Genomic DNA, 24,449 nt, shown 5'->3' on the forward strand with positions numbered 1-24,449 from the left:
GCGCGGCTCGACACATCGATCCCCACGCCCCATATCGCCTGACATGACGGACAAGAGCGAAATCGAGATGCCCACCGGCCTGGTCGAGGAACTGGAGCCGCTGGTGCGCCGCGTGCTCGCGCCCAATCCGTCGCCTTTTACTTATACGGGCACGCAGACCTACCTGATCGGCACCGACGCCGAACTGGCCGTCCTCGATCCCGGCCCCGACGATCCGGCGCACATCGCAGCACTCGTTGCCGCGATCGGCGAGGCAAAGGTCGTCGCGATTGTCTGCACCCACACCCACCGGGACCATTCGCCCGCCGCCGATCCGCTGAAGGCAGTGACCGGAGCGCCGATCATCGGCTGCGCACCGCTTGTCATCGAAAGCGACATCCCACGCGCCGATGCGCCGTTCGACCAGTCCTATTCGCCCGACCGAGTGTTGACCGATGGCGAGAGCATCGGCGGCGAAGGCTGGACGCTGACCGCGGTGGCCACGCCGGGTCACACCTCGAACCACCTGTGCTTCGAACTGGAAGAGACAAAGGCGCTGTTCACCGGCGATCACGTCATGGGCTGGTCCACCACCGTCGTCGTGCCGCCCGATGGGAACATGGCCGACTACATGGCCTCGATGGAAAAGATCTACGAGCGCGAAGACCGCGTCTATTATCCAGCCCACGGCCCCGCGGTCGAAAAGCCGCAGCAACTGGTGCGCGGCATGATCGGCCACCGCCGCCAGCGCGAGCGCCAGATCCTGAAGCACCTGGCCGGTGGCCCTGCGACGATCCCCGACATGGTTGCGAAGATGTACGTCGGGCTGAACCCGCGCCTCGTTCCCGCTGCGGGGCAATCGGTGCTGGCCCACCTCCTCGACCTGGAAAATCGCGACGTGGTGCACGACACCGGTGAAGGCTGGGGACTGGTCGAGCCTGCCTGATCACTTGGCCTGATCACCGTGTTTGATCCACTGGCCTGATCCGTTGATGGCAATTTGATACGGATTGCCTCCCCGCCCCGAACGGCTAATCTGCCGGACGGGGAAAACAAGAAGGGGGGACGGCCCGTGGCCACGACATTCGAGAAACCGGCAACAGCGGACAGCGAACGCCGCTTTTTCCTGATCATGACCAGCATCATCACTGCGGGAATCGTCGCGGGCTTTTCCGTGCATCTGGGCATGGGGCGATCCACTTTCGCGGTGCCGCTGCCCTATCACTTGCACGGCGTGATCTTCTTCACGTGGGTCGCGCTATTTTTCACGCAGAACGTACTGATCACCAAGAACCAGGTCGCCCTGCACCGTACGCTGGGCATGGTGAGCGTGGTTTGGGTCCCGCTGATGGTCGCGGCCGGCGTCTATCTCATGTTCGTGGTCATGCAGCGAACGGGCGGTCCGTTCTTCTTTGCGCAGAACACATTCTTCTTTTCCAACATCACCGAAGTGCTGTGCTTTGCGCTGCTCACGTTTGCAGGCCTGCGCGTGCGGCGGCACACCGGCTGGCACCGCCGGCTGATGCTTTGTGGTTTCGCCGTGCTGTCCAACCCCGGCTTCGGGCGGCTTTTGCCATTGCCGCTACTCATCCCTTACGCATGGCATGTCATGGTCTTCGTCGTGCTCGTCTTCCCGATTGCAGGCATGATCCGCGACAAGATCAGACTGGGCCACGTCCATCCCGCGTGGTGGTGGGGCGTTGGCGCGATCGTCGCGTTCCAGATCGTGGCGGACCTTCTGGCGATGAGCGCATTCGGCACCGGCCTTGTCGAACAGCTGATTGCCGGAACGCCTGGGGCCGAACGCCCGATGGAAGCGTTCCTGCCGCCCGGTTTTGCCATGTGATTTGCGACGTAATCGCTTGAACTCCAACCGCGCGCAGGCCATCTGCAGGCGCAAGGAATGGAGATTTGCGAAAAATGACCGCGCACGAAAACCTCACCGGCCTCGACCTTCGCGAAGAGATCGAGAAGCTTCGCAAGGAACGCAACGCGGTCATCCTCGCGCATTATTACCAGACGCCCGATCTTCAGGACATTGCCGACTTCGTGGGCGACAGCCTCGAGTTGTCGAAGAAGGCGGCGGCCACCGATGCCGATGTCATCGCGTTCTGCGGCGTGAAGTTCATGGCCGACACCGCCAAGATCCTCAGCCCGGAAAAGATCGTGGTCCTGCCCGATCTCGACGCCGGGTGCAGCCTTGAAGACAGCTGCCCGCCCGAAAAGTTCAAGGCTTTCCGCGAGGCGCATCCCGATCACATCGCGCTTACCTACATCAACTGCAGCACCGAGGTGAAAGCTCTGTCCGACGTGATCGTCACGTCCTCCAGCGCAGAGACGATCCTGGCCCAGATCCCCGAGGACCAGCCGATCATCTTCGGCCCCGATCGGCATCTTGGCGGATACCTGAACCGCAAGTTCAACCGCGACATGCTGCTTTGGCCGGGCGTGTGCATCGTGCACGAGGCGTTTTCCGAAACCGAGCTGCTTAAGCTCAAGGAAGAACACCCCGAAGCGCCGATCGCCGCGCACCCGGAATGCCCGCCGCACATCATCGACCATGCCGATTACGTCGGGTCGACCAGCGGCATCCTGCAGTATGCAAAGACGATGGAAGGCGACAAGCTGATCGTCGCGACCGAACCGCACATCATTCACCAGATGGAAAAGGCGCTGCCGAACAAGACGTTCATCGGCGCGCCGGGTGCGGACGGCAACTGCAACTGCAACATCTGCCCCTACATGGCGCTTAACACGATGGAGAAGCTCTACATCGCGTTGCGCGACCTCGAACCGCGCATCGAGATCGAGGAAGGCCTGCGCCTGAAGGCGAAGCAGAGCCTCGACAAGATGATCGAGATGGCATCGGGCACGATCGGCAAGGGCGACCTCGGGCGCGCATAACCGCGTCCCAAGGCACCAACCCCGCATTTGCGCGTTAGTGCGGCGATGACTGCACGCCTTCTGACAATCTGGAACCGCATCAACGCCAGCTACTGGTTCTGGCCGGCGACGTTCTGCATTATCGCCTTCTTCCTGTCGCTCTTCACCGTCTGGCTTGACCGGAACGGTGCATCCGACTGGCTTTCTGCCAGCAGCGCACTGGCCCCGGCGCGGCCCGGCGGGGCGACGACGATGCTGCAGGTTATCGCGGGTTCCATGCTCGGGGTGGCGGCCACGGTCTTTTCGATCACCATCGCTGCCGTCGCCTATGCCAGCGGCACGTATGGCCCGCGCCTTCTCACCAATTTCATGGAAGATCGCGGCAACCAGCTATCGCTCGCGACGTTCATCGGCACGTTCGTCTATGCGATCATGATCCTGCGCGTCGTGCGGCACGAGGATGAACAGGCCACGACGCTGAAAGGCGCACTGGCGAGCGACATTCCGGGCTTCGTCCCGCAGTTGTCGCTGCTGGTTGCAACGGGGCTGATGCTGGTCTCGGTCGCGGTGCTGGTTTTCTTCCTCAACCACATCCCGTCGAAAATCCGCATCAACAAGGTGCTGGAAAATATCGGCCGACGGCTGATCTCCCAGATCAAGGACCGCTTTCCGAAAGAGGGCGGCGACGCGGACACAGTCGACCTTCCCGATGGCAAGCAGGTCACCGCCGGGCGCAGCGGCTATATCGAGATGATCGACTTCGACGGCCTCGAAGATGCCGCCAACAAGTTCGAGGGGCGCATCGTCCTGCTGCAGGAGGCAGGCGATTTCGTACACCCGCTGGTTCCGCTGGCGCGTTTTTCAGACGGGCAGTGCGACGATGCCTGCGCCGACGCAATCCGCGACTGTTTCGTCCTCACCGGCCTGCGCACGCCGCAGCAGGACTTGCGCTTTCTGATCGACGAACTGGTCGAAATCGCATTGCGCGCCCTTTCCCCCGGCATCAACGACCCCTTCACCGCGATGACCGCGCTGCACTGGCTGGGAGCGGCGACGGCAGAGCTGGGGCGACGCGAACTGCACGTTTCACCCAACGACATCGACAAGCAGGACAAGCGCTGCGTCTTCCCGCTTCATTCCGACTTTACCGACTATGTCGCGCATGGTTTCGGCGCATCGCGCTCTGCCGTGGCGACCAGCCGGAAGGCGGCGATCGCGATGTTCGACGCGCTGCGGGACTGTGCGACCTCGGTCACGTCCCACAGCCGCGTTGCCGCATTGCGCGCAGAAGGTGATCGACTGATGGACCAGTGCGCGACGAACCTCAAAGGGCCGGACCTGTCCGAAGTCCACGACCGGCACCGCGCATTCCAGGCGGAACTGGCCGCAAAAGCCCCCGCCTAGGGCCTCGCCGGTCCTGCCCTTGGCCCCGCGATCCGCGCCAGCACCAACGCTGTCGCCATCAGCACCATGCCGACGACATCGCCTGCCGACAGCGTCTCGCCGAATGCGACCCAGCCGGTGAACGCGGCAATCGCGGGCTGTGTCAGAAGGGCAAGGCCGATGACCAGCGGGCGGAACCAGAACAGCGCCCAGATCAGCACCCCTTGCCCCACGATCTGGCTGAGCACCGAAAGCATGAGCAGCGGCGTCCAGTCGGTTGGCACAATCTGCTCGCCAAGTCCGTAGGCAATCGCGAACAACACGGGGATGCCTGCGGTGACGGACACAGATAGCAATGCCCATGAACCGACACGCCCGCGCAGATGGCGCAGCAGCAGGATGTAACAGGCGTAGAGAATCCCGGCGAGCAGGCTGAACAGATCTCCGACGAAGTTCTCTCGCCCGATTTCCAGCGATCCGCCCATCAAAAGCGCTGACCCGATGACGGCCGCGGCAATCGCGCCAAGCTCTGCCCGGTAAGGTGCCCGGCGTGCCGCGATCAGGCTCCACATGACAAGGATTACGCTGCCCGAGTTGCCGAAAAGCGCCGCATTGCCCAGCCGCGTGCGTTCGATTCCGATGTGCCATGACGCGATGTCCATCGCGAAGAACACGCCCGCCGCGACCGCGAACGAGATGCCGGTGTGCCCGAAACTGCCCTTTCCGCGTTCCCGCCAGCCGAGCAGCAGGATGACCGGCAGCGCCAGCGTCAGCCGCCAGAATCCGGCTGCTACCGGCCCCGTATCGGCCATCCGCACCAGCAGCGGCCCCATGGCGAGCGCCGCATTGCCGAGCAGAAGCAGCCCCAGCCTCCACGGGCCGGCGTGCGGGGTCTCGTCTGTCATGTGGGCAGGACCCGTCCGGTCACTCGGCCGCGGGTTCGTCCCCGGCGGCTTCGGCGGGTTCTTCCGCCGATGCCGCTTCGGTTTCGCCCGAGGTACTGGCCGAGCCGCCTTCCTCGCCGTCTTCGCCTTCGGGTTCCGCCGATTCGCCCTGGCTCTGCAACTGGTCGAGCGGGATCATGTCGTCGGTGATCGACCCTTCCAGCACTTCGCCCCCCGCCTCGCGTGTATCGTCGACCGGCGCTGCGCCGTCCGAACCGCAGGCGGCAAGCGTGGCAGCAAGGGTCGCGGCGAGAACCGGGGCGAGAAGGTTGCGCAAGAATGCAGGCTTCATGTCGGTGATAGTCCCGTTGGTGTTCATTGCGTGGGGCACGCCATTTCCAGCTTGTCGAAAAAGGCCTGCGCATGGCGGCCAAGCGCCGCGTCCCACTGGCTTGCCGTGACCTCATGGCCGAGGCGAGCCATGCTCGTCACGCCATATTCGCTGATCCCGCACGGCACGATGCCGGTGAAATGCGACAGGTCGGGCGAGAGGTTGACCGAAAAGCCATGCATCGTGACCCACTTGCGCACGCGCACGCCGATCGCGCCGATCTTCGCCTCGCCTCCGTCGATGTCGCGGGTCCAGATGCCGATGCGCCCTTCGGCGCGCCATGCCTCGACCCCGAAATCGGCAAGAGCGTCGATGACCCAGCCCTCGATCGCGTGGACATAGCCGCGCACGTCTCGCGCCCGCTTACCTAGGTTCACGAGGACATAGCCGATGCGCTGGCCCGGCCCGTGATAAGTGAATTCGCCGCCGCGTCCGGCTTCCACCACGTCGAAGCGAGGGTCGAGGAGGTCTTTCTCTTTAGCGCTGGTGCCTGCGGTGTAGACGGGCGGATGTTCGAGCAGCCAGACAAGCTCGTCCGCCTCGCCCGCATGGATCGCGGCATTGCGGTCCTGCATCGCGGCAAGCGCATCGCGATAGGGCACGAGGGCATCCTCGCGCCGCCATTCGACGCCCGCGATTTGCGGCAAGTGCGTGTTATCAACTGTCATCGCCACGTTGCGTGGCGGCAAACGCCGTGCCAATCAAGGGCCATGACGAAGATCCCAAGCGATGGCCCCGGCACGCCCGGCAACGGCGGGCCGATTCCACCCCGGTTCGACGCCTCTGCCGCGTGGAGCGCGGCGGTAAAGATGATCGCCGCCAACCGCGAGATGATGCTAGTTCTGGGCGGCCTGTTTTTCCTGATCCCGCAAATGCTGCTGGGCATGCTATTGCCCGATGTGCCGCCGGGACTGGAGGACGAGGCCGCGACACAGGCGGCGATGGACATTTTCGCGGTCTGGTGGCCGCTGGTGCTCGGCGTGGCGGTCGTGCAGGCGGCAGGCATGCTGACGCTGATGGTGCTGCTCTGCGATTCCGGCAGGCCCGTGGTGCGCGATGCGATCGGCACCGGCATCAAAGCGCTTGGCCCCTATGTCGGCGCGACGCTCGTGCTGGTGGCGGGCATGGGCATTCTTGCCTTGCTGATCCTGCTGCCGATTACGCTGGCCGCGGGCGAGGCTGCTGCTGCCGTCGCGATGATCCCGATCCTTGCCGTCGCGCTGTGGATCAACGTGCGTACCCTGACGCTGGCGCCGGTCGTCGCAGTCGGTCGCGAACGCAATCCGTTCGAGGCGCTGAAGAAGGCCTGGGGCCAGACCAGCGGCAGCGGACCGCGCATCCTGATGATGGTGGTGCTGTTCCTGCTGGCCGCACTCGTCATCTCGATCGTGACGACGGCAGTGCCGGGCACGATCCTGATCGCGACGCTGGGGCAGGAAACGGGCCGAGACGTTGTCGGCGTGATCGAGGCTTTCGTCTCGACCTTCCTGATGCTGGCATGGTCGGCGCTGATCGCGGCGAGCTATCGCCAGTTCGCGAAAGCCTGACGGTTAGCCGACGGCTGCGACTTTCGCGGGCGCTTCCTCTGCCTGCGCGGCAGCGGCAGGTTCTGCATCCTTCCAGCCCCAGAACAGGCGGCAGGGCAGGACGTTCAGCGCCTCGAACCCCGAAGAAATCCGCTTGAACCGGCGCGCCATGTAGTCGCGCGCCTTGGCCGAGAACTGGTAGACGAGGAACGCCCCGCCTTCGCGCAGGATGTCGTAAGTGCCATCCACGATCGCCGGACCTACGCCATCGGGCAGGGTCGAGAACGGCAGGCCCGACAGCACGTAGTCCGCCCCGTCATGGCCATTGTCGCGCACGATCTTTTCAACGTCCGCAGCAGAGCCGAGCACCGCGGTAAAGCGCGGATCGGTGATCGTGCGCTTCAGATAGTCGATGTAGAGCGGGTTGGTGTCGATCACGATCAGCGCGCCATCGGGGCGCAGCCTGTCGAGCACCGGCTGGCAGAACGTGCCGACGCCCGGGCCATATTCGACGAAAAGGCGGCAGCGTTCCCAGTCCACGGGGCCGAGCATCTTGTCGATGGTAAAGCGCGATGACGGGATGATCGAGCCGACCATGACCGGGTGTTCGACGAAACCGCGAAAGAACACGCCCCAGGGGCCGAGCTTTGCCGCGAGGCCGCGTTTCGCCTTCGGCGCGGCAGTGCCCTGCGCCAGATCCGTACCCGTCATTTAGGCCTGCAACCTCTTGATAGTCCCTCTTGCCCCTTGGCGTCGCAAATTGACCGCTTCATTGCAAGGGGACCAAAAGACTTGTCCGGCTCGGCCCCAAAAAGGGAATCGGCTGCCGGATCAGAGGATCTCGTGGACCTTTTCCTGCGGACGGCACAGCCGCGCGCCCTTGTCGGTTTCGACCAGCGGGCGTTCGATCAGGATCGGTTCGGCCGCCATCGCAGCCAGCACGGTCGCATCGTCCGCATCGGGGAGGCCGCGTTCGATCGCATCGGTGCCGCGCGTGCGCAGGCCCTGCTGCGGGGTGATGCCGGCGTCCTTGTAAAGCTGGGCCAGCTTGTCGGCCGTGGGCGGGGTCTTGAGGTATTCCACGACATTGACCTCGACACCCGGCGTTTCCTCAAGGATCGCCAGCGTCTTGCGCGAGGTGCCGCACTTCGGGTTGTGCCAGATGGTGGCCTTCATTCTTCGCTCTCCTCTGGGGGCAGGGGTGCCACGATGGCGGGCACGTCCTGCGAAGCCTCTGCCGGGTCGAGACCCGGGACCGGCAATGCGTCGAGCCGCTCGCGGCTGCGGATGGCGCGGCCTGCGCGTTCGATCGCGCGCAGGATGCGCGGACCGGCGCCGCAGGCGCAGATATTGGGAATGGCTTTGGCGATATCGTCGCGCCCCGCACGCGGGTTCTGCGCCAGAAGCGCGGCGCCTGCCATGACGAAACCGGGGGTGCAGAACCCGCACTGGATCGCGCCTTCGGCCACCATCGCCTGTTGCAGCGGGTGCGACCGGTCGCCCGACAGCGCCTCAATCGTGGTGACGTAACGTCCTTCGACTTCGTCCAGCGTGACAAGGCACGAGCGGATTGCCTGTCCGTCGATGATGACGGTGCAGGCCCCGCAATCGCCGTTGCCGCAGCCGTATTTCGCGCCCGTCAGGTTCGCCGCATCGCGCAGCGCCCACAGGAGCGGGGTATCCCCGTCCATGAGGAAGTGCACGGGGCGGTCGTTGACGGTGAGGCGGGTCATCGCGCCGCCCTGTTAGCGCGGGAATCCCTTGCGCGGAAGATCAAGCAGACAGCAATCCACGCTGTACCAGATCGGCCTCCAGCGCATCGGCGCCGTCGAAGTGGTGAACCTGCCAGCCCAGCTTCTTCGCGGCCTTCACGTTGGCGAGATTGTCGTCGATGAACAGCGTGGTCGCCGGCGCATTGCCGAAGCGCTGCTCGGCCAACCGGAAGATCGCAGGATCAGGCTTCGCCATTTTCTCGACGCCCGAGACCACGATGTCGCGGAAACAGTCGAATACGGGGCGGGTTGAGCGGAACTCCTCCCAGAAACCGGCAGCGAAATTGGTGATCGCGAACAGGGGCACGCCCGCATCGTCCAGCCGTTCGACCAGTTCGATAGAGCCGGGCACGGGGCCGGGAATGCTCTCTTCGAAGCGGGTGGCATAAGCGTCGATCAGGTGCGCGTGATCGGGGTAGACCAGCTTGCGCTCTGCCACCATCTCGCCAAGGTCGCGGCCCGCGTCGTGTTCGAAGTGCCACTTTTCGGTGACGACATGGGTGACGAACCATTCCAGTTCGGCCTCGTCGGCGATCAGCTTGCCGAACAGGAACCGGAAGTCCCAGCGATAGAGCACGCGGCCCACGTCGAAGACGACCGTATCGATCATGTGAGAATCCCAATTGCTTCGATCCGACAAACGCGAAAAGCGCCGCTCCGGCTACCCGGGCGGCGCTTCAGCACAAGGTGATCCGCGCCCCGTTGAGGCGCAGGAAAATCAGCCCTGGCGCGCTTTGAAGCGGCGGTTGGTCTTGTTGATGACGTAAGTCCGGCCACGACGGCGGATCACGCGGTTGTCGCGGTGGCGGTTCTTGAGCGACTTGAGGCTGTTGCGAATCTTCATCTGTCTTATCCGTCGGCTAACTGGTGTTTTCGGGCCGCGGCCGCCAGATGGGGCGCATCCCTCTAAAATCAAGGCTGGCCCGTTACGGGCAGGTCACCCCTGAGTCAAGCGATTCACCCCTTGGCAGCGCGAATCCCGGTCAGTTTCTTTTCCCACGCCAGCGCATGGCCGATGATCTCTGCCAGATCAGCATGTTTCGGCTGCCACGGCACGGTCGCCATGATGCGGCTGTTGTCGGAAACGAGGCTGGCGACATCGCCCGCACGGCGCGGTTCCATCCGGCGCGGGACGGGCTGGCCGACGACGGTATCAACTGCATCCAGCACCTCTAGGACCGAGAAACCGCGCCCATAGCCCACGTTCATCGTCAAGCTACGGTCGGGCTGGTCCATCAGCGCCTCGAGCGCGAGGACGTGCGCTTCGGCAAGGTCCGAGACGTGGATGTAGTCGCGCATACCCGTGCCGTCAGGCGTGGGATAATCCTCGCCAAAGACCGCCACCCCGTGCCGCTTGCCCAGCGCTGCCTCCACCGCGACCTTGATGAGATGCGTCGCCCCTTGCGTCGACTGCCCCGACCGCGCCCGCGGATCGGCTCCCGCGACGTTGAAGTAGCGCAGGACGCAGTGGTTAATCGGGTGCGCGGCGCTGACGTCGGCAAGGATGCGCTCGGTCATAAGCTTGCTCATGCCATAGGGGTTTACCGGGACGAGCGGATCGTCCTCGGTCAGCGGCTTGCACTCCGGTTCGCCATAGACGGTCGCGGTGGAGGAGAAGATGAAGTGCTTCACCCCCGCGTTCACCGCCGCTTCCATCAGGGTCCGGCTCTTGGCCGTGTTGTTCTCGTAATACTTGAGCGGGTTTTCGACCGATTCGGGTACGATGATCGATCCGGCAAAGTGCAGGATCGCCTGGATGCCGCGCTCGGCGAAGATGCGGGCGAGCAGGTCGGTATCGGCAATGTCGCCCTGATAGAGCGTCACGCCTTCGGGAATTGCCCATTCGAAGCCGGTCGACAGGTTGTCGATGACCGACACGTCCCAGCCGCGATCGACCAGCGCGAGCACCGCGTGGCTGCCGATATATCCTGCCCCGCCTGTCACCAGCACCGGAATGGTCACTCTTGAAACTCCCTCTGTAATTCGATGGCCGATCGATAGCGCCTGCCCCCGCGCCGTTAAAGGGGTAGCGGCCGACTATATCGGGTAGGAAGCAAGTGTGTGCGGAGAAACGGTTTATTTACCAAACAAACGTTACACGCCCCCTCAAGGCATCAGGGGTCGCACGATGGAAGATCGCCGCACGGACCGGCACGACATTTCCGCGCAGGGCAAGTTCCGGGCAGGCATGGGCCTTGCCCTGTCGGTCAACGTGTCCGACCTCAACGCGCATGGCTGCAAGCTGACCGACATTCCGCGTAACATGGCGACGGGCGACCGTATCTCGCTGCGCATCGGCAGCATCGGCCCGATCGAGGCGCTGGTCCGCTGGGTCGAACGTTCTCAGGCCGCGGGGCTGGAGTTCGAGACACCGCTGCACGATGCGATCCTTGCCCATGTCGTCGAACAGAACCGGACGGCGACCAAGGCTTTCAACGCAGAGATTTCGCATTACGAATCGGATCTCTCCGCCCTGAAGAACCGCCGCGTTGCCGCGCGCGATGAAGCCGTGCGGGCCCAGGCGATATCTGTTGCGTCGTCTTCGGTAACCGAACCGGCACCGCCCGCGCCGGAGCCGGAGCCGGAGGCAAAGCCCGTCAGCGAATTGATGCCGCCCGAAAGACGGCAGGATATCCGCCGCGCACATAACGAAGACGTCATGCTGTTCGACGAGACGCAGCGTCCCGCCCAAGCAGCGATCCTCGACAAGTCGACGACGGGCTATCGCATCCAGTTCGAAGGCGACGGGATCGAGGTTGGATCGACACTGGGCATCCTGTTCGGCGACAATCGCCTGCAGGAAGGCGAAGTGGTGTGGAACTACGGGTCCATGTACGGCGTGCGGCTGAAGACCGACATCGACGAGCTTGTCGCAGGGAGCAGATCAGCGAGCGAGACCGCATTCTTGCCTGCCGGTGAGAGCTCCCCCACGGTCAGCATGATCGCCAAGGACATGCCGAACCTTCCGACCGAGCAGCTTCAGAAGTTCCTCGACCTGTTCGAGGCAGCGAAGCAGAAGGACTATTCGGTCGTCCACATCCGGATCGAGGAAGACGCGATCGAGATGGTGGTTTCAAGCCGCCAACCCTGATTTGCTGCTTCTGACCGGTCAGGCAGGCCGCGTTTCAAGCGCCTTGCCGCGGCCCGCATAAGTGCCCAGCCGCCACAGCTTTTCCAACGGCCCTTGCGCGTGGCGGGCAAGGTAATGCCGCGCGAACAGCAGCTGCAGCGCATAGAACGCCAGCGCCAGCGGCACGAAACCCGATGGCGAGACATGCGTCGCCAGCCCGCCCCAGACGCCGGTGAAGACGAGGATTCCGAACACCGATTGCGAAATGTAGAGCGTAAGCGCCATGCGTCCCGCAGGCGCCAGCGCCCCCGCCAGCCGCGATCCCGGTCGCGAGGTCCAGAGTAGCAACGTTGCGCCATATCCGATCGCAAGTGGCACCGTGCCGATGATCGCAGGCACGCTGTTCGGCCCGCCGCCGACGACCGCGAACCACAGGCAGAACGGCATCCCCACCGCGAAACCGCCCAGCGCCGCGTTGCGCAGCGCCATGACCGGCAGCGGCTTTCCGTTCAGCAGCAGCATCCGCGCAAAGGCCATGCCCAGCAGCATACAGCCCAGCACGCGCGGGAAACGCCAGCCATCGAGCAGGTTCGCCAGCCGCACCACCGGACCTGCGCCCTGCCATGCGAGGTACGATCCGAAATCGGGCCGCGCGATCCATTCGGCAGGGCCCATGAACTGCGTGCCGGTCTGCTCGCTCAGCCACCGGAAAGCCCCGGCCCAGAGCGTGCGGCCGGTCCATTCGGACAGCTGCGCATCAAAAAGCGGCACCAGCAGCAATGGCGAGAATACCAGCAATGCGCCCACGGCCAGCAGCGCCTTTTCCGAAAGCTTGCGGAACAGCGGCAGGATGAACCCCATCAGCGCATAGAGCGTCAGGATATCGCCCAGCCACACGACGATCATGTGGATCAGCCCGATGAGGAGGAGCAGCGTCATCCGGCGATAGAACACCGCCAGCCCCTGCCCGCCGCGCTTGTCGATCCGGTCCAGCTGCAAGGCGAACCCTGCCCCGAACAGCATCGAGAACAGCGAATAGAACTTCGCCTCGATCAGTCCCAGCTCGATCCCGTGCCAGCCTTCGACCACCCATGCAGAGGCCATCGCCAGTTGCTGTTCGTGGTTCAGGAACACCCAGGCCGAAAAGAACCCGATATTGGCGAGGAATATGCCCAGCAGCGCAAACCCGCGCAGCGCGTCGAGCGCGACGATACGCTCGTTACCCGGTGTGGAACCCCCGACTTCGCCCATTGCCAGCCCCCCTTCGGCCGATGAAGCGGCGAAGCTATGCCCGCGCGGCCTTGCTGGCAATAGTACCCTGCCCCTTGCGATTTGCCCTGAGAAACCCCAAGTTTTGGCGGTAATTGAGCGCCTTGCGCGCCGGGAGACCATCAGATGCTGAACAGGAAAGCGATCCTTGCCGCCGCCTGCCTTGCGCCGATCATGACGCTGGGTGCCTGCGCGACGCCGACCGGTCCGGTCGAAGTCACGCGCTTCCACGCCGAGGAAAAGATCGCGCTGCTAGGACGCGGCTCGATCGCGGTCGAAGCCGGGCCCGGCATGGAAGCGGACTCGCTCGAACTCAACAGCTACCGCGCAGCAGTGGGCCGCGAACTGGCAAAGCTGGGCTACAAGGAAGTGGGCGCAGGCGAAGGTTCGCAAGTCGCCGAAGTGCGCGTACGCCGCGCCGTCATGTCGCCGATGCGCGAAGGCGGGCCGGTCAGCGTGGGTGTCGGCGGTTCGACCGGCAGCTACGGATCGGGCGTGGTCGTCGGGGTCGGTATCGACCTGTCGGGCAGGCCAAAGGACCAGGTCATGACCGAACTGGCCGTCACCATCCGCTAGCGCCTGACCGGCGAACCGCTTTGGGAAGGCCGCGCGCAATTCTCGGTAAAGGCCGGTGCGCCGCTGGCCGAAACGCAGCTTGCCGCCGCGCACCTTGCCGAAGCACTCTTCGTGGACTTTCCCGGAGAGTCGGGCGAAACCTTCGAAGTGAAACAGTAAGCGACTTGCAGGTTTAACGCGTGGCCGATCCGATCCGCATCGACGCCGCTTTCGACAGCGGCAACATCGAAGTCCTTGGCATCGACCATGCCGAGGCGACCCTTTCGATCCGCAAGGACCGCGAGAGCGAGTTCTACCAGTGGTTCCACTTCCGCGTATCAGGCGTGCGGGGCCGCGAACTGGTGCTGAAGATCACGGGTCTGAACAAGAGCGCCTATCCCGGCGGCTGGCCCGATTACGATGCGCGCGTGTCCGAGGACCGTGTCGACTGGCGCCGCGCGGCAACCTCGTTCGACGCGCACGAAAAGGAAGGCACGCTGACCATCCGGCACCGCCCGTCGGGCGACGTCGCGTGGTTTGCCTATTTCGCGCCCTATTCGATGGAGCGTCACCACGACCTCGTCACCCGCACCGCGCAGGCCGAAGGGGCAAGCCACTCGGTGCTGGGACACAGCCTCGACGGTCAGCCGATCGATTGCCTGACATTCGGGTCGGGCGAAAAGCAGGTCTGGCTCTATGCGCGCCAGCATCCGGGCGAATCGATGGCCGAATGGTGGATGGAAGGCGCGCTTGAGGCCTTGGCCGATGGCAGCGACGAATTGACGCAGCGTTTGTGCAAGGCCGCGACGATCCATGTCGTGCCCAATTGCAACCCAGACGGGTCGCAGCGCGGACACCTTCGCACCAATGCGGTCGGCGTGAACCTCAACCGCGAATGGCACGAACCCAGCAAGGAAGGCTCGCCCGAAGTGCTGGCGATCCGCAATGCGATGGACGCGACCGGCGTGGATTTCGCCATGGACGTCCACGGGGACGAGGCGATCCCGCATGTCTTCATCGCAGGTTTCGAAGGCATTCCCGACGTGAAGGTCACCCAGCTCGACAGCTATGACCGGTTCCTCGCGTTGCTGAATGCCGAAACGCCCGATTTCCAGCGCGACAAGGGCTATCCCACCGCCGCACCGGGCAAGGGCAACCTGTCGATGTCGACCAACCAGGTCGCCCACCGCTTCGGCGCGACGGCGATGACGCTGGAAATGCCGTTCAAGGACCACGACGACGCGCCCGATGCTGTCCGCGCGTGGAGCCCGGAACGTTCGAAGGCGCTGGGCCGCTCGTGCCTTGCCTCGATCGCCGACTGGCTGGACGGCAGGGACGTCCGCTAAAGGCGTTAACGCACGTTAAGTTTTTGGTAGGAAATCGGGTCCATATTGGATCCATGGCAAAGAGAATCGCCCGCGCTGTTACCTACCCGATCCACCACCGTGGTGTGGCGGCGGCGAACACCGTGCGTTTCGTGATCGTGGCCGGCTCTGCCGTCGCCGTGATCATGGCGGGCCCGTTCCTGCCTTTCTGAGCCCTTCTCTACAATCCGAGCTTAGGCTGCCTTGCGCAGTTCCCTTGGCGCACGCCTTGCGCTAACCGCTGCGCATGTCCGATGCATCTCCGCTTGCGCTGGCCCAGCGCCTGATCGCCTGTCCCAGTGTCACGCCCGCCACCGGCGGCGTTTTTGCCGAGATGGAGGCGATGCTGGCCCCGCTCGGCTTCGAAGTCCTGCGCACGGTCGACGGCGAAGCGCCCGACGGGCCGGTCGAGAACCTGCTCGCCACGCGCAAGGGGCCGGAAGGTTCGCGCCACTTCGCCTTTGCCGGACACCTCGACGTCGTTCCGCCGGGCGAGGGGTGGACCAGCGATGCCTTCGAACCCGAAATCCGCGGCGACCTGCTCTACGGGCGCGGCGCGGTCGACATGAAAGGCTCGATCGCCTGCATGGTCGCCGCCATCGCCGACATTCCGGCAGAGGCAGGCACGATCACTCTCATCATCACCGGCGACGAGGAAGGCCCCGCGCGCCACGGCACGCTGGCCCTCATGGACCACATGGCAGAGCGAGGCATCGTGCCCGACCTGTGCCTCGTCGGCGAACCGACCAGCGTTCACCGCCTTGGCGACATGATGAAGATCGGGCGGCGCGGATCGGTCAACATCTTCCTCGGCGTCGACGGCGTTCAGGGCCACGTCGCCTATCCGCACCTTGCCGACAATCCCGCGCCCAAACTGGTCGCGATGCTGGCCGAACTCGACGCGCTCGTGCTCGACGAAGGGACTGACTGGTTCCAGCCCTCGAACCTCGAGATTACCGAGATCGGAATCGGCAATCCCGCGCACAACGTCATCCCCGCCAAGGCAGAGGCACGCATCTCGATCCGCTTCAACGACCTCCACTCGGGCGCGAGCCTGTCGGAAAAGGTCACGAAGATCGCCGAAAGCCACGGCGGCTGGGCGCGTCCGGTCATCAGCGGCGAACCGTTCCTCACCGCACCGGGCAAGTTCTCCGACATGCTGGCCGACGCCATCCGCACCGAAACCGGCGTGGAGCCCGAACTGTCGACCAGCGGCGGGACGTCGGACGCACGCTTCCTCAAGAACGTGTGTCCGGTGATCGAATTCGGCCTCAACAACGCGACGATGCACAAGCGCGACGAGGCCGTGGCGGTCGCTGATCTCGACGTGCTGACCCGCATCTACGCCCGCGTCGCCAAGGCCGCGCTGGCCTGATCCGCGTTCACGGCTGAGGGCATAAGCCCCGGCCGCCCTTGCAGGCAGGGCATCGCGCAGGCACAACCGCCGCTTCGTCACGTCTGCGCGAAGGGTCGCCCCACATGCTCCGTTTCTGGTTTTCCATCCCCCTCTGGCAGCGCGTGATCGGCGCGCTCATCCTCGGCGTTGCGCTGGGGCTGTTCTGGGGACCGGAGGCCGAGGCGATCAAGTGGATCGGCGACTTCTTCATCGCCTCGATCAAGATGCTGGTCGTGCCGCTGATCTTCTTCAGCCTGGTGTCGGGCGTGACCTCGATCGGCAACCTCAAGAAACTCGGCTCGGTCGGCGGGCGGGCACTTCTGTTCTTCCTCGTCACCAGCCAGGTCGCGGTGTGGCTCGGCCTGCTGCTCGGCACCGTCTTCGCGCCGGGCGTGGGGCTGGACCAGAGCCGGATCAAGATGGGCGACATTCCCGAGCCCAAGACCGAAGGCTGGCGCGAGATGATCCTGTCGATCGTCCCGCAAAGCCCGGTGCAGGTCATGGCCGATGCCAATGTCCTGCCGCTGATCGTCTTTGCCCTGCTGATCGGCATCGGCATCCTGATGGCCAAGGAAGAAGGCCAGCCGCTGATCCGCATTTTCGATGCGGGGTCCATCGTGATGCAGAAGATCACGATCGTGGTGATGGAACTGACCCCCTTCGGCGTCTTCGCGCTGATGGCGTGGGTCGCAGGCACGTTCGGGGTCGACGCACTCTTCGCCCTCGCCAAGCTGGTGGCGCTCAACTACGCGGGCTGCCTGATCCTGATCGGCGTGGTCTACGTCGGCATCCTGAAGTTCCTGGCCAAGGTCCCCGTCGGCGACTTCTTCCGCGGCATGATCGACGCGCTGGCCGTTGCCTATTCGACCGCATCGTCGAGCGCGACACTGCCCGTCACCCTGCGCTGCCTCCAGCGCAACGTCGGCGTCAGCCCGTCGGTCTCCAGCTTCACCGCTTCGCTTGGCGCGACGATCAACATGGACGGCACGGCGATGTATCTCGGCCTTGCCACCGTGTTTGGCGCGCAGATCTTCGGGGTGCAGCTCGACATGGTCGACTACCTGATGGTCGCGATCACCGCGACCCTGGGCTCGATCGGCGCGGCGGGCATTCCGGGCACCGGCCTCATCATGATGACGCTGGTCTTCGGCACCGTCGGCGTGCCGCTGGAAACGATCGCCTTCGTCGCGGGCGTGGACCGCCTGATGGACATGATGCGGACCGTCACCAACGTGACGAGCGATTCGACCGTGGCAACGGCAGTCGCGGCATCGCTGGACGAACTCGACCGCGAAGAACTGGTCAGCCACGATGATGTGTGATGACGGAGGCTGACCATGGCTACCGGCGGCCCCGCATCGTCAGTCTGTTGAAGAGTGCCGCCTGGGCCAGCTTTGCCGGTTCGGTCTTGGGGTCGATCCTGTTCTGGCTGGTCTATTATATCGCACTCAAGCCACCTTCGCTGGGCATTGCCTTGAGCGGGCTATCTATCTTTTTCCCCTTAAGCATCGCACTGTCCTTCGGGATATGCCTCTTGGCGAGCCTGCTGATCGGAATACCGCTGGCGATCCTGCTCGATCGCCTCGGCTGGGCGAACGGCGTGATCTTCGTCCTCATCGGAACCCTTGCAGGGGCAGCCATCCTCGCCGCCGCAGTCGGGGTCACGGCCTTGATGCTGGGAACGGGCGCGATCTACGGTTTCGTCTGCTCGTTACTGTTCTGGCGCCTTCGCCCGGAACCCGCCTGAGCCGCGCCTCAATCGAAGTTCGGCGCCCGCTTCTCCAGCACGGCCCGCACGCCTTCCTCATGCTCTTTCGTGTGGTGCATCAGCCCTTGCGTCGATGCCGCCAGTTCCAGCGCGCCGTCGTAACTCATCGTCTGGCCCTGCCGCAGCATCGCCTTCGTCGCGCGTAGCTGCGCCGAGGGCTGCGCGGCGATTTCTGCGGCCAGCGTCCGCGCCTCGTCCATCAGCGCATCGGGTTCGACCACGCGGGAGATCAGTCCCCAGTCCATCGCCTGTGCGGCATCGATGACGCGGCCGGTATAGAACAGTTCGGCCGCACGGCTCATGCCGATGACGCGGGGCAGGATCCACGTCCCGCCATCGCCGGGGACCAGCCCGATCTTCAGGAAGGTCACGCCGAACTTCGCTTTGCGGGACGCAATCCGCACGTCGGCAAGGCAGGCAAGGTCGCACCCAAGGCCAATGGCCGGACCGTTGACCGCCGCCACAACCGGCACGTCCAGCCCGTAAAGCGCGCGCAAGGCGACGTGGATATTCCCACGATAGCCGTCGCGGATATCGGATGGATCGCCCGCGAAATTGCCCTCGCGCGCCAGCATGGCTTTCAGGTCGCCGCCTGCCGAAAAGGCCCGCCCCTCGCCCGTCAGGATCACCGCCCGCACGCGCTTGTCGCGGGTGATCTCTGCGCAGGCCGCGGCAATCGCGGCCCCGTCGCCGTCCTCGCCCAGCGCGTTCATCGTATCGGGGCGAGTCAGGGTCAGCGTGGCGACAGCGCCGTCCATTTCGAGCTTCACGATATCGGACACGGGTGCATTCTCCTGTGGCGCGAAGGGCCGGTCATTCGGGGCGCAGATGCTCGTATTCGGCAACGACGTCGGCAAGGATCGACAGCGCCAGCGTGCGCGCATCGCGAGTATGCGGGATCAGGCCGACAGGGCTGCGCACGCGGGCGATCGCCGCCTCGTCGCGGCCAAGGTCTTCCAGTTGCGCGCGCCGCACGTCGCGCGTGTTCCGCCCACCGATCGCACCCACGTAAAACGCGGGAGTGTCGAGCGCCCAGTCGAGGATCGGGCCTTCCCATTCGTGATCGTGGAACAGCAGGACCACCGCGGTCCACGCGTCCGCCTGCGCTTCGGGCCGCTGGCCCAGCGACAGGCCCTTGCCCGGCACCAGCTTCGCCGCCGACACGCCGAAAGCCTCGGCCATGCGCTGCAACTCGCCCGCCTCAAGGCTCTCGCCGAAAAGCGTGAGGTTCAATGGCGGGATATAGCGCCGCTCTGCCAAAAAGCCGCCCTCCACCGGCAGCGCCAGCGACGCTGGTTCGCGCGCGTCCAGCCGGTTCACGACATCGCGCAGGGCCCGCCGGTCAGGCGCTGGATCGATCAGGATGTCGAGGCCCGACCCGCAAGGCAGGCGGAAATCGATGACGGGCGAACCTTCGCCGTATCGGATCGTGCGGCGCTTGCCCTCTGCCCGCGCCTCCATCACCTGCGTTGCAAGTTCGCGTTCGAGGCAACCGTCGGCAAGGCTGCCGACGCAGCGTCCGTCCTGAAGGATCGCGATCTGCGCACCCAGCCTGCGCGAAAAGCTGCCGTCGAGGCCCACGACCGTGCACAGCGCCGCATCGCCCCGCGCCGCCGTGCGCAGCGCGGCCTGGTCGCCGTCCATGATCTGGGATCGCTCGCCTTCCATTAAGCCTTCCGCCTGGCCATCACGCCTTCCGCTTGGGCTTTTCCAGCACCTTCTTGCGATAGCTGCAATAGTCCACGACCGGACAGCGCCAGCACTCGGGCGTGCGCGCCTTGCACACGTAGCGACCATGCAGGATCAGCCAGTGGTGCGCGCCCATGCGGAACGGGGCGGGCACGCGCTTTTCCAGCTTCGCCTCGACCTGTTCGGGCGTCTTGCCCTTGGCAAGGCCGGTGCGGTTGCCGACGCGAAAGATATGCGTGTCGACCGCAAAGGTTTCCTGCCCGAACCAGCAGTTGAGCACGACATTCGCCGTCTTGCGCCCGACACCGGGCAGGCGGACCAGATCCTCTCGCGTGCCCGGCACTTCGCCGCCATATTCGTCGACCAGCAACTGGCTGAGCGCGATGACGTTCTTCGCCTTGGAATTGAACAGGCCGATCGTCTTGATGTGCTCTTTCAGCCCATCCTCGCCCAGATCGAGCATTTGCTGCGGGGTCTTCACTTCCTCGAACAGCTTGCGCGTCGCCTTGTTGACGCCGACGTCGGTCGCCTGCGCCGACAGCGCCACCGCGACGACGAGCTGGTAGGCATTACCATATTCCAGCTCGGTCTCGGGCTCGGGATTATCCTCTGCCAGCAGGCGGAAGAATTCGAAGATCTCGTCCTTGGTCATGTCGCCTTGCGTTTAAAGCCAGCCACGACGATCGCAACGAAAGGCATCGCCGACAGCGCCCAGATCACGCTCCACACCGTCATTGTTTCTAAATGAAGAACGCGCATCCAGCTCGGCACGAACAAGGGTTCCCATAAGAAGAGGGCGACAAGCGCCATCGCTACCAGCACCGCACCGCCGCCTGTGGCTGGCATCTTGCGGGTAGCGACCAGCCAGTAGCCCAGCGGGAGCATGGGCAGCGCAAACATGCTCGTCCGCATTGGCGAGGGATAGGTATTCGGCCCGCCGAGCCCGATCATCGTAAACCCGATCATGACCAGCAGCATGGCAAAGGAGAGCCCTGCCAGAACGGCCAGCACCTGCACCGGTCCCTCGCCTTGCCGGTCATAACGCCACCACATCAGGTCCAGCCCCAGCGGCATGATCAGGAGGATGGTGAGGATGGCGACAGCGGTCAAAGCCCCAGCACCTGCGGCATCGTGTAGCGACCCGCGTCCTTGTCCAGCAGCCAGCTTGCGCCCTTCACCGCGCCGCGGGCGAAGATCATGCGGTTTTCGGCCAGGTGCGTCAGCGCGATGCGTTCTTCCGATCCGGCGAAATAGACCGTGTGCTCCCCCGCCACGGTGCCGCCGCGCAGGGCCGCAAAGCCGATCGCGCCGTCCGCGCGCTTGCCGGTGATGCCGTCACGCCCACTTTCGGTATTGGCGGCAAGGTCGATGCCGCGCCCCTTGGCAGCCGCTTCGCCCAGCAGCTTCGCTGTGCCCGAAGGCGCGTCGACTTTCATGCGGTGGTGCATCTCGACGATCTCGATGTCCCAGTCATCGCCCAGCCGCGACGCAGCCTCGTTCACAAGGTGCGCCAGCATCGTCACGCCCAGCGAGGTATTGCCGGTCTGCAACACGGGGATCGCCTTTGCCGCCTCGTCGATCGCGGCGTGGTGCTCGCCTTCAAGCCCCGTCGTGCCGATCAGCACCGGAATGCCCGCCGCCTTGCAAGCATCGAGCGTTGCCTGAAGGGCAGCGGGGGCAGAGAAATCGACCAGCGCGTCGCTCTTGCCGGCAAGCTCGGCCACGTCGCCTTCGTCACGGTCGACGCCGCCCGAATGTTCGTGCCCGGCGGCCTTGATCGCTTCGGCCAAGGCGGCTCCCATGCGTCCCTGCGATCCGACGATACCGATGCGTGCCATGCGCTGTGTCTTCCCCTGGCCTTTACCCTGAAATGCGGGCGTGCTTCATGGGCGGAATGAACGGCAAGAGCAATGGCATCCGCAACATCGTCGTGCTGACCGGCGCAGGGGTTTCGGCCGAAAGCGGTATCGACACCTTCCGTGCAAGCGACGGCCTGTGGGAACAGCACCGCGTAGAAGACGTCGCCACGCCCGAGGCGTTCGAGCGCGATCCCGACCTTGTCCAGCGGTTCTACGACATGCGGCGCGAGGCGGTGCAGACCAAAGACCCCAACCCCGCGCACTTCGCACTGGCCAAGTTGCAACGCGAACTGGACGGCAACCTGCTGATCGTCACGCAGAACATCGACGACCTGCACGAACGCGCGGGCGCTGAGGACGTGCTGCACATGCATGGCGAGATTCTCAACGCGTGGTGCACATCGTGCGATGTGCGCAGCCGCTGGACCGGCACGCTGATCGAGCGGCCCGCCTGCCCCGAATGCGGAGACGCGGCGCTGCGTCCCGATATCGTGTGGTTCGGCGAAATGCCCTATCGCATGGACGAGATTTTTGACGCGATCCGCGAGGCGGACCTGTTCGTGTCCATCGGCACATCGGGCGCGGTCTATCCCGCCGCCGGGTTCGTGCGCGATGCAAAGTCGCTGGGGGTCGCGACGCTCGAACTCAACCTAGAACGCAGCCAGGGCAGCCACTGGTTCGACGAAAGCCGCCTTGGCCCTGCAGGCACCATCGTGCCCGAGTGGGTACAAGAAATATTAGACAATAAAGGCTAGCCATTCCCCCCAAACGGCGCGATCATCGCCGGACTGTTTTTCGGGGGGAATACAGATGCTGGGATGGTTCAAGCCCAAGATGGCGCCCGAGGGCCCCGTCGTTTTAGAATACGAAATCGAAATCGACGTTCCGCCGAGTGAGCTTTACCCGCTTCTCGACTTTGCCGACCCGCGCAATTCGAAGCGCCAACTTGGTGAAATCGTGCGCGAAGTTCCGGGGCGCGACGACGCCTTCGCACTGGTGCTGGCCAGCTATCCCGATCTCGGCGACCTGACGTTCGATATCGAGGTGACGGAAGCAAAGCCGAACGAGGTCTATGCCTTCGACGGCAAACTGCCCGAAGGGCCCGGCGCGCTGATCTCCACGCACGAACGCTATGAAATCGAACCGACCGGCGAAAACACCTGCATGATGCGCCTGATCGTCGATGCGACCTTTCGTTTTCCGATGAAGTTGAAGGCCTACAAACGGGAAGTGGCGACGATGATGATCGCGCTCCACAACGCCTGCGCCAAGTTGAAGCTGCACGCCGAACAGGGCACCGATGCTGTCCATGCAGTGCATGACCACGCGCTGGTCGACGTGTGAAACCTCTCGAAGACCCCAAGGCTGCGCAGTTCCTTTTCTACTCGGTCTTCTGCTTCATTTTCCCCGTGCTGGGTTTCGTCGTGTGGGATCAGGCGCTCGATTTCGATCCTTGCGCCAATGTCTTCACGCGGCCCGGGAAGTGCCTTGAATCAAGCTATTCCTTTGCCGGTGGCGGCGCTTTCGTGATCGTGCTCGGCGTAATGTTCGGCGTTGCCGCGATCCGGGGAAATCCCGGTGAGACGCGCGGGCCGCTGGACTGGATCCCGCCGTTCTGGCTGGGTCTGTGGATGACGGTGATCGGCAGCGCGATGATCTATTCGGCGCTTTCAATGATGTAAGCGCACCCTACTGTTCGGGTTCGTCAAAGCACTTTTGCGGCTCGGACGTGCCATATCCGACGAGCTTCACTCTCGACCGGTCGTTCCGGCAGACCCAAACCTTGATTTCGTCGCCGACCGCAAGGGCGCGGAACTTGTCGGTGGCATACATGACACGGCGACGTTCCTCGTGCAGCACACCTTCATCGTCCCGATACGTGAAACTGATGCTGCCTGCGGAATAGGAATTGGGCGGGTCAATCCGGTTCAGGTCCACCACTTCGCCCGGCACCGTCTGATGCGCGACAGCCCCGCCCAGCATCACGCCGCCGTAAACGATGATCAGGCCCATCAGCCACTGCCCCTCATCGCTTTGCAGGAAAGCGAAAAGGATGGCGCCCGCAATAATCACGAGAACCAGGCAACCGCATCCCAGCTTTTTCAACACGCCAGCCATCAGCGTATGGTTAGCGGAAACTGGTTAGAACTCCCTTTCACAAGGGCGGGCGCGAGGTATCAGCGCGGATCGCGAAGCGACATGATGTAGGCCGTGGCGATTTCGGCCTCATCCTCCTCAAGCAAAATCGTCATCGCGAACGGATCATCATGCCCGTCGAGAAAGAACTCGCGCAGGGTATCGTGATTGAAGTCCATTTCGTTGGCGACCGCCACGAAGCTGGGGGCCTGAGGATTGGGCGGCGCGACGCCCGGTCGTACCGCATGGCAACTGCTGCATCGCGCCTCGACAAAGGCCAGCCCGCGCGCGGCCTGCGATTGCTCCTCGGTCGCGGGGGCAAGGTTCGCCCCCGCCACAGGCGGCTCATCCGCGGTGTACCCGCATGCGCCCAGCAGGGCGGTGGTCAATGCAACGAACGATCGAGAAAGTGGCATGGCAAGCCTTTCCAGGTCGGGGGCAGCAAGACGTAAATACCCCACATCCCGCATCAATGCCAACCTGCCTGCATATGGCGGGTGTCTAAACGGCCGCCTTTATCCGCTC

Annotated in this window: 32 protein-coding genes; 15 read left to right on the forward strand and 17 right to left on the reverse strand. The window is 64.3% G+C overall.

The features are described 5' to 3' along the window. The first annotated feature begins 43 nt into the window (after nt 1-43). From KIH45_RS10665 to KIH45_RS10680, 4 genes are all read left to right on the forward strand, one after another. Complete coding sequence (locus KIH45_RS10665) at nt 44-925, forward strand: MBL fold metallo-hydrolase (protein ID WP_213175977.1); 882 nt, start codon at nt 44-46, stop codon at nt 923-925. A 126-nt stretch (nt 926-1,051) separates the two neighbouring features. Further along, a complete protein-coding gene (locus KIH45_RS10670) occupies nt 1,052-1,825 on the forward strand; it encodes a hypothetical protein (protein ID WP_213175978.1) in 774 nt (257 codons plus the stop codon). A gap of 74 nt (nt 1,826-1,899) precedes the next feature. Beyond that, complete coding sequence (nadA, locus tag KIH45_RS10675; RefSeq protein ID WP_213175979.1) at nt 1,900-2,883, forward strand: quinolinate synthase NadA; 984 nt, start codon at nt 1,900-1,902, stop codon at nt 2,881-2,883. Nucleotides 2,884-2,928: 45 nt separating this feature from the next. Next, complete coding sequence (locus KIH45_RS10680; protein WP_213175980.1) at nt 2,929-4,266, forward strand: DUF2254 domain-containing protein; 1,338 nt, start codon at nt 2,929-2,931, stop codon at nt 4,264-4,266. On the opposite strand, the gene KIH45_RS10685 is transcribed toward KIH45_RS10680, so the two are convergent. From KIH45_RS10685 to lipB, 3 genes are read right to left on the reverse strand one after another with little or no spacing between them, the layout of a single operon-like run. Then, the gene (locus tag KIH45_RS10685) at nt 4,263-5,150 is read right to left on the reverse strand and encodes a DMT family transporter (RefSeq protein ID WP_213175981.1); all 888 of its coding nucleotides are present in this window, start codon (nt 5,148-5,150) and stop codon (nt 4,263-4,265) included. The genes KIH45_RS10680 and KIH45_RS10685 overlap by 4 nt on opposite strands. A 19-nt stretch (nt 5,151-5,169) precedes the next feature. Further along, nucleotides 5,170-5,508, reverse strand: coding sequence for a hypothetical protein (locus KIH45_RS10690; protein WP_213175982.1), 339 nt, complete (start codon nt 5,506-5,508; stop codon nt 5,170-5,172). After that, a complete protein-coding gene (lipB, locus tag KIH45_RS10695; protein WP_213175983.1) occupies nt 5,505-6,188 on the reverse strand; it encodes a lipoyl(octanoyl) transferase LipB in 684 nt (227 codons plus the stop codon). The genes KIH45_RS10690 and lipB overlap by 4 nt, the downstream gene beginning before the upstream one ends. A gap of 42 nt (nt 6,189-6,230) precedes the next feature. On the opposite strand from lipB, the gene KIH45_RS10700 reads away from it, so the two are divergent. Continuing rightward, nucleotides 6,231-7,067 carry a hypothetical protein gene (locus tag KIH45_RS10700; RefSeq protein WP_213175984.1) on the forward strand — a complete coding sequence of 279 codons (837 nt, stop codon included), beginning with the start codon at nt 6,231-6,233 and terminating at the stop codon, nt 7,065-7,067. Between the two features lie 3 nt (nt 7,068-7,070). Here the strand turns inward: KIH45_RS10700 and KIH45_RS10705 are convergent, their stop codons facing one another. The 6 genes from KIH45_RS10705 to galE all read right to left on the reverse strand — a co-directional run bounded on the left by KIH45_RS10705 (nt 7,071) and on the right by galE (nt 10,780). Further along, nucleotides 7,071-7,757, reverse strand: a complete 687-nt coding sequence (locus KIH45_RS10705; protein ID WP_213175985.1) for a class I SAM-dependent methyltransferase — start codon at nt 7,755-7,757, stop codon at nt 7,071-7,073. A 120-nt stretch (nt 7,758-7,877) separates the two neighbouring features. Beyond that, complete coding sequence (gene arsC, locus KIH45_RS10710) at nt 7,878-8,222, reverse strand: arsenate reductase (glutaredoxin) (RefSeq protein WP_213175986.1); 345 nt, start codon at nt 8,220-8,222, stop codon at nt 7,878-7,880. Continuing rightward, a complete protein-coding gene (locus tag KIH45_RS10715; RefSeq protein WP_213175987.1) occupies nt 8,219-8,779 on the reverse strand; it encodes a (2Fe-2S)-binding protein in 561 nt (186 codons plus the stop codon). Before KIH45_RS10715 ends, arsC begins: the two co-directional genes overlap by 4 nt. A gap of 40 nt (nt 8,780-8,819) precedes the next feature. Then, nucleotides 8,820-9,428, reverse strand: a complete 609-nt coding sequence (locus KIH45_RS10720) for an HAD family hydrolase (protein WP_213175988.1) — start codon at nt 9,426-9,428, stop codon at nt 8,820-8,822. Between the two features lie 108 nt (nt 9,429-9,536). Then, entirely contained in the window at nt 9,537-9,662 is a 126-nt protein-coding gene (ykgO, locus tag KIH45_RS10725) for a type B 50S ribosomal protein L36 (protein WP_066763420.1), read from the reverse strand. 113 nt (nt 9,663-9,775) lie between these two features. Continuing rightward, nucleotides 9,776-10,780: a UDP-glucose 4-epimerase GalE gene (galE, locus tag KIH45_RS10730; protein ID WP_213175989.1), complete on the reverse strand. Its 1,005-nt coding sequence runs from the start codon at nt 10,778-10,780 to the stop codon at nt 9,776-9,778. A 166-nt stretch (nt 10,781-10,946) separates the two neighbouring features. Between galE and KIH45_RS10735 the strand changes: the two genes are divergently transcribed. Beyond that, the gene (locus tag KIH45_RS10735) at nt 10,947-11,909 is read left to right on the forward strand and encodes a hypothetical protein (RefSeq protein ID WP_213175990.1); all 963 of its coding nucleotides are present in this window, start codon (nt 10,947-10,949) and stop codon (nt 11,907-11,909) included. 18 nt (nt 11,910-11,927) lie between these two features. On the opposite strand, the gene KIH45_RS10740 is transcribed toward KIH45_RS10735, so the two are convergent. Further along, entirely contained in the window at nt 11,928-13,139 is a 1,212-nt protein-coding gene (locus KIH45_RS10740) for a DUF418 domain-containing protein (protein ID WP_213175991.1), read from the reverse strand. 144 nt (nt 13,140-13,283) lie between these two features. On the opposite strand from KIH45_RS10740, the gene KIH45_RS10745 reads away from it, so the two are divergent. The 6 genes from KIH45_RS10745 to KIH45_RS10770 all read left to right on the forward strand — a co-directional run bounded on the left by KIH45_RS10745 (nt 13,284) and on the right by KIH45_RS10770 (nt 18,219). After that, a complete protein-coding gene (locus KIH45_RS10745; protein WP_225899821.1) occupies nt 13,284-13,733 on the forward strand; it encodes a DUF4136 domain-containing protein in 450 nt (149 codons plus the stop codon). Between the two features lie 179 nt (nt 13,734-13,912). After that, nucleotides 13,913-15,058 (forward strand): M14 family metallopeptidase, encoded by a 1,146-nt coding sequence (locus KIH45_RS10750; protein ID WP_213175992.1) that lies wholly within the window; start codon nt 13,913-13,915, stop codon nt 15,056-15,058. Between the two features lie 53 nt (nt 15,059-15,111). Next, complete coding sequence (locus KIH45_RS10755) at nt 15,112-15,249, forward strand: hypothetical protein (protein ID WP_156521684.1); 138 nt, start codon at nt 15,112-15,114, stop codon at nt 15,247-15,249. 74 nt (nt 15,250-15,323) lie between these two features. Beyond that, complete coding sequence (dapE, locus tag KIH45_RS10760) at nt 15,324-16,451, forward strand: succinyl-diaminopimelate desuccinylase (RefSeq protein WP_213175993.1); 1,128 nt, start codon at nt 15,324-15,326, stop codon at nt 16,449-16,451. Between the two features lie 104 nt (nt 16,452-16,555). Continuing rightward, entirely contained in the window at nt 16,556-17,794 is a 1,239-nt protein-coding gene (locus KIH45_RS10765; RefSeq protein WP_213175994.1) for a dicarboxylate/amino acid:cation symporter, read from the forward strand. Then, nucleotides 17,794-18,219, forward strand: a complete 426-nt coding sequence (locus KIH45_RS10770) for a hypothetical protein (protein ID WP_213175995.1) — start codon at nt 17,794-17,796, stop codon at nt 18,217-18,219. Before KIH45_RS10765 ends, KIH45_RS10770 begins: the two co-directional genes overlap by 1 nt. Before the next feature lie 8 nt (nt 18,220-18,227). Here KIH45_RS10770 and KIH45_RS10775 read toward each other — a convergent pair whose 3' ends face one another. From KIH45_RS10775 to dapB, 5 genes are read right to left on the reverse strand one after another with little or no spacing between them, the layout of a single operon-like run. Further along, entirely contained in the window at nt 18,228-19,022 is a 795-nt protein-coding gene (locus tag KIH45_RS10775) for a crotonase/enoyl-CoA hydratase family protein (RefSeq protein ID WP_337925461.1), read from the reverse strand. Between the two features lie 31 nt (nt 19,023-19,053). After that, nucleotides 19,054-19,884 carry an XdhC family protein gene (locus tag KIH45_RS10780; protein WP_213175997.1) on the reverse strand — a complete coding sequence of 277 codons (831 nt, stop codon included), beginning with the start codon at nt 19,882-19,884 and terminating at the stop codon, nt 19,054-19,056. Nucleotides 19,885-19,927: 43 nt separating this feature from the next. Beyond that, nucleotides 19,928-20,581 (reverse strand): endonuclease III, encoded by a 654-nt coding sequence (gene nth, locus KIH45_RS10785; protein WP_213175998.1) that lies wholly within the window; start codon nt 20,579-20,581, stop codon nt 19,928-19,930. Then, on the reverse strand, nt 20,578-21,039 hold the full coding sequence (locus KIH45_RS10790) for a hypothetical protein (RefSeq protein ID WP_213175999.1): 462 nt from the start codon (nt 21,037-21,039) through the stop codon (nt 20,578-20,580). Before KIH45_RS10790 ends, nth begins: the two co-directional genes overlap by 4 nt. Beyond that, nucleotides 21,036-21,767, reverse strand: coding sequence for a 4-hydroxy-tetrahydrodipicolinate reductase (gene dapB / locus KIH45_RS10795; protein ID WP_213176000.1), 732 nt, complete (start codon nt 21,765-21,767; stop codon nt 21,036-21,038). Before dapB ends, KIH45_RS10790 begins: the two co-directional genes overlap by 4 nt. 47 nt (nt 21,768-21,814) lie before the next feature. Between dapB and KIH45_RS10800 the strand changes: the two genes are divergently transcribed. The 3 genes from KIH45_RS10800 to KIH45_RS10810 are packed head-to-tail and all read left to right on the forward strand — an operon-like array spanning nt 21,815 to nt 23,470. Then, nucleotides 21,815-22,543 (forward strand): NAD-dependent deacylase, encoded by a 729-nt coding sequence (locus tag KIH45_RS10800; RefSeq protein WP_225899822.1) that lies wholly within the window; start codon nt 21,815-21,817, stop codon nt 22,541-22,543. Between the two features lie 55 nt (nt 22,544-22,598). Then, nucleotides 22,599-23,132 (forward strand): SRPBCC family protein, encoded by a 534-nt coding sequence (locus tag KIH45_RS10805; protein WP_213176001.1) that lies wholly within the window; start codon nt 22,599-22,601, stop codon nt 23,130-23,132. Then, on the forward strand, nt 23,129-23,470 hold the full coding sequence (locus KIH45_RS10810; RefSeq protein WP_213176002.1) for a hypothetical protein: 342 nt from the start codon (nt 23,129-23,131) through the stop codon (nt 23,468-23,470). The genes KIH45_RS10805 and KIH45_RS10810 overlap by 4 nt, the downstream gene beginning before the upstream one ends. Before the next feature lie 7 nt (nt 23,471-23,477). Here KIH45_RS10810 and KIH45_RS10815 read toward each other — a convergent pair whose 3' ends face one another. Continuing rightward, on the reverse strand, nt 23,478-23,861 hold the full coding sequence (locus tag KIH45_RS10815; RefSeq protein WP_213176003.1) for a hypothetical protein: 384 nt from the start codon (nt 23,859-23,861) through the stop codon (nt 23,478-23,480). A 104-nt stretch (nt 23,862-23,965) separates the two neighbouring features. Beyond that, a complete protein-coding gene (locus KIH45_RS10820; RefSeq protein WP_213176004.1) occupies nt 23,966-24,394 on the reverse strand; it encodes a cytochrome c in 429 nt (142 codons plus the stop codon). Nucleotides 24,395-24,449 lie beyond the last annotated feature (55 nt).

The sequence above is a fragment of the Croceicoccus gelatinilyticus genome, assembly GCF_018398395.1.
Taxonomy (GTDB): Bacteria; Pseudomonadota; Alphaproteobacteria; order Sphingomonadales; family Sphingomonadaceae; genus Croceicoccus; species Croceicoccus gelatinilyticus.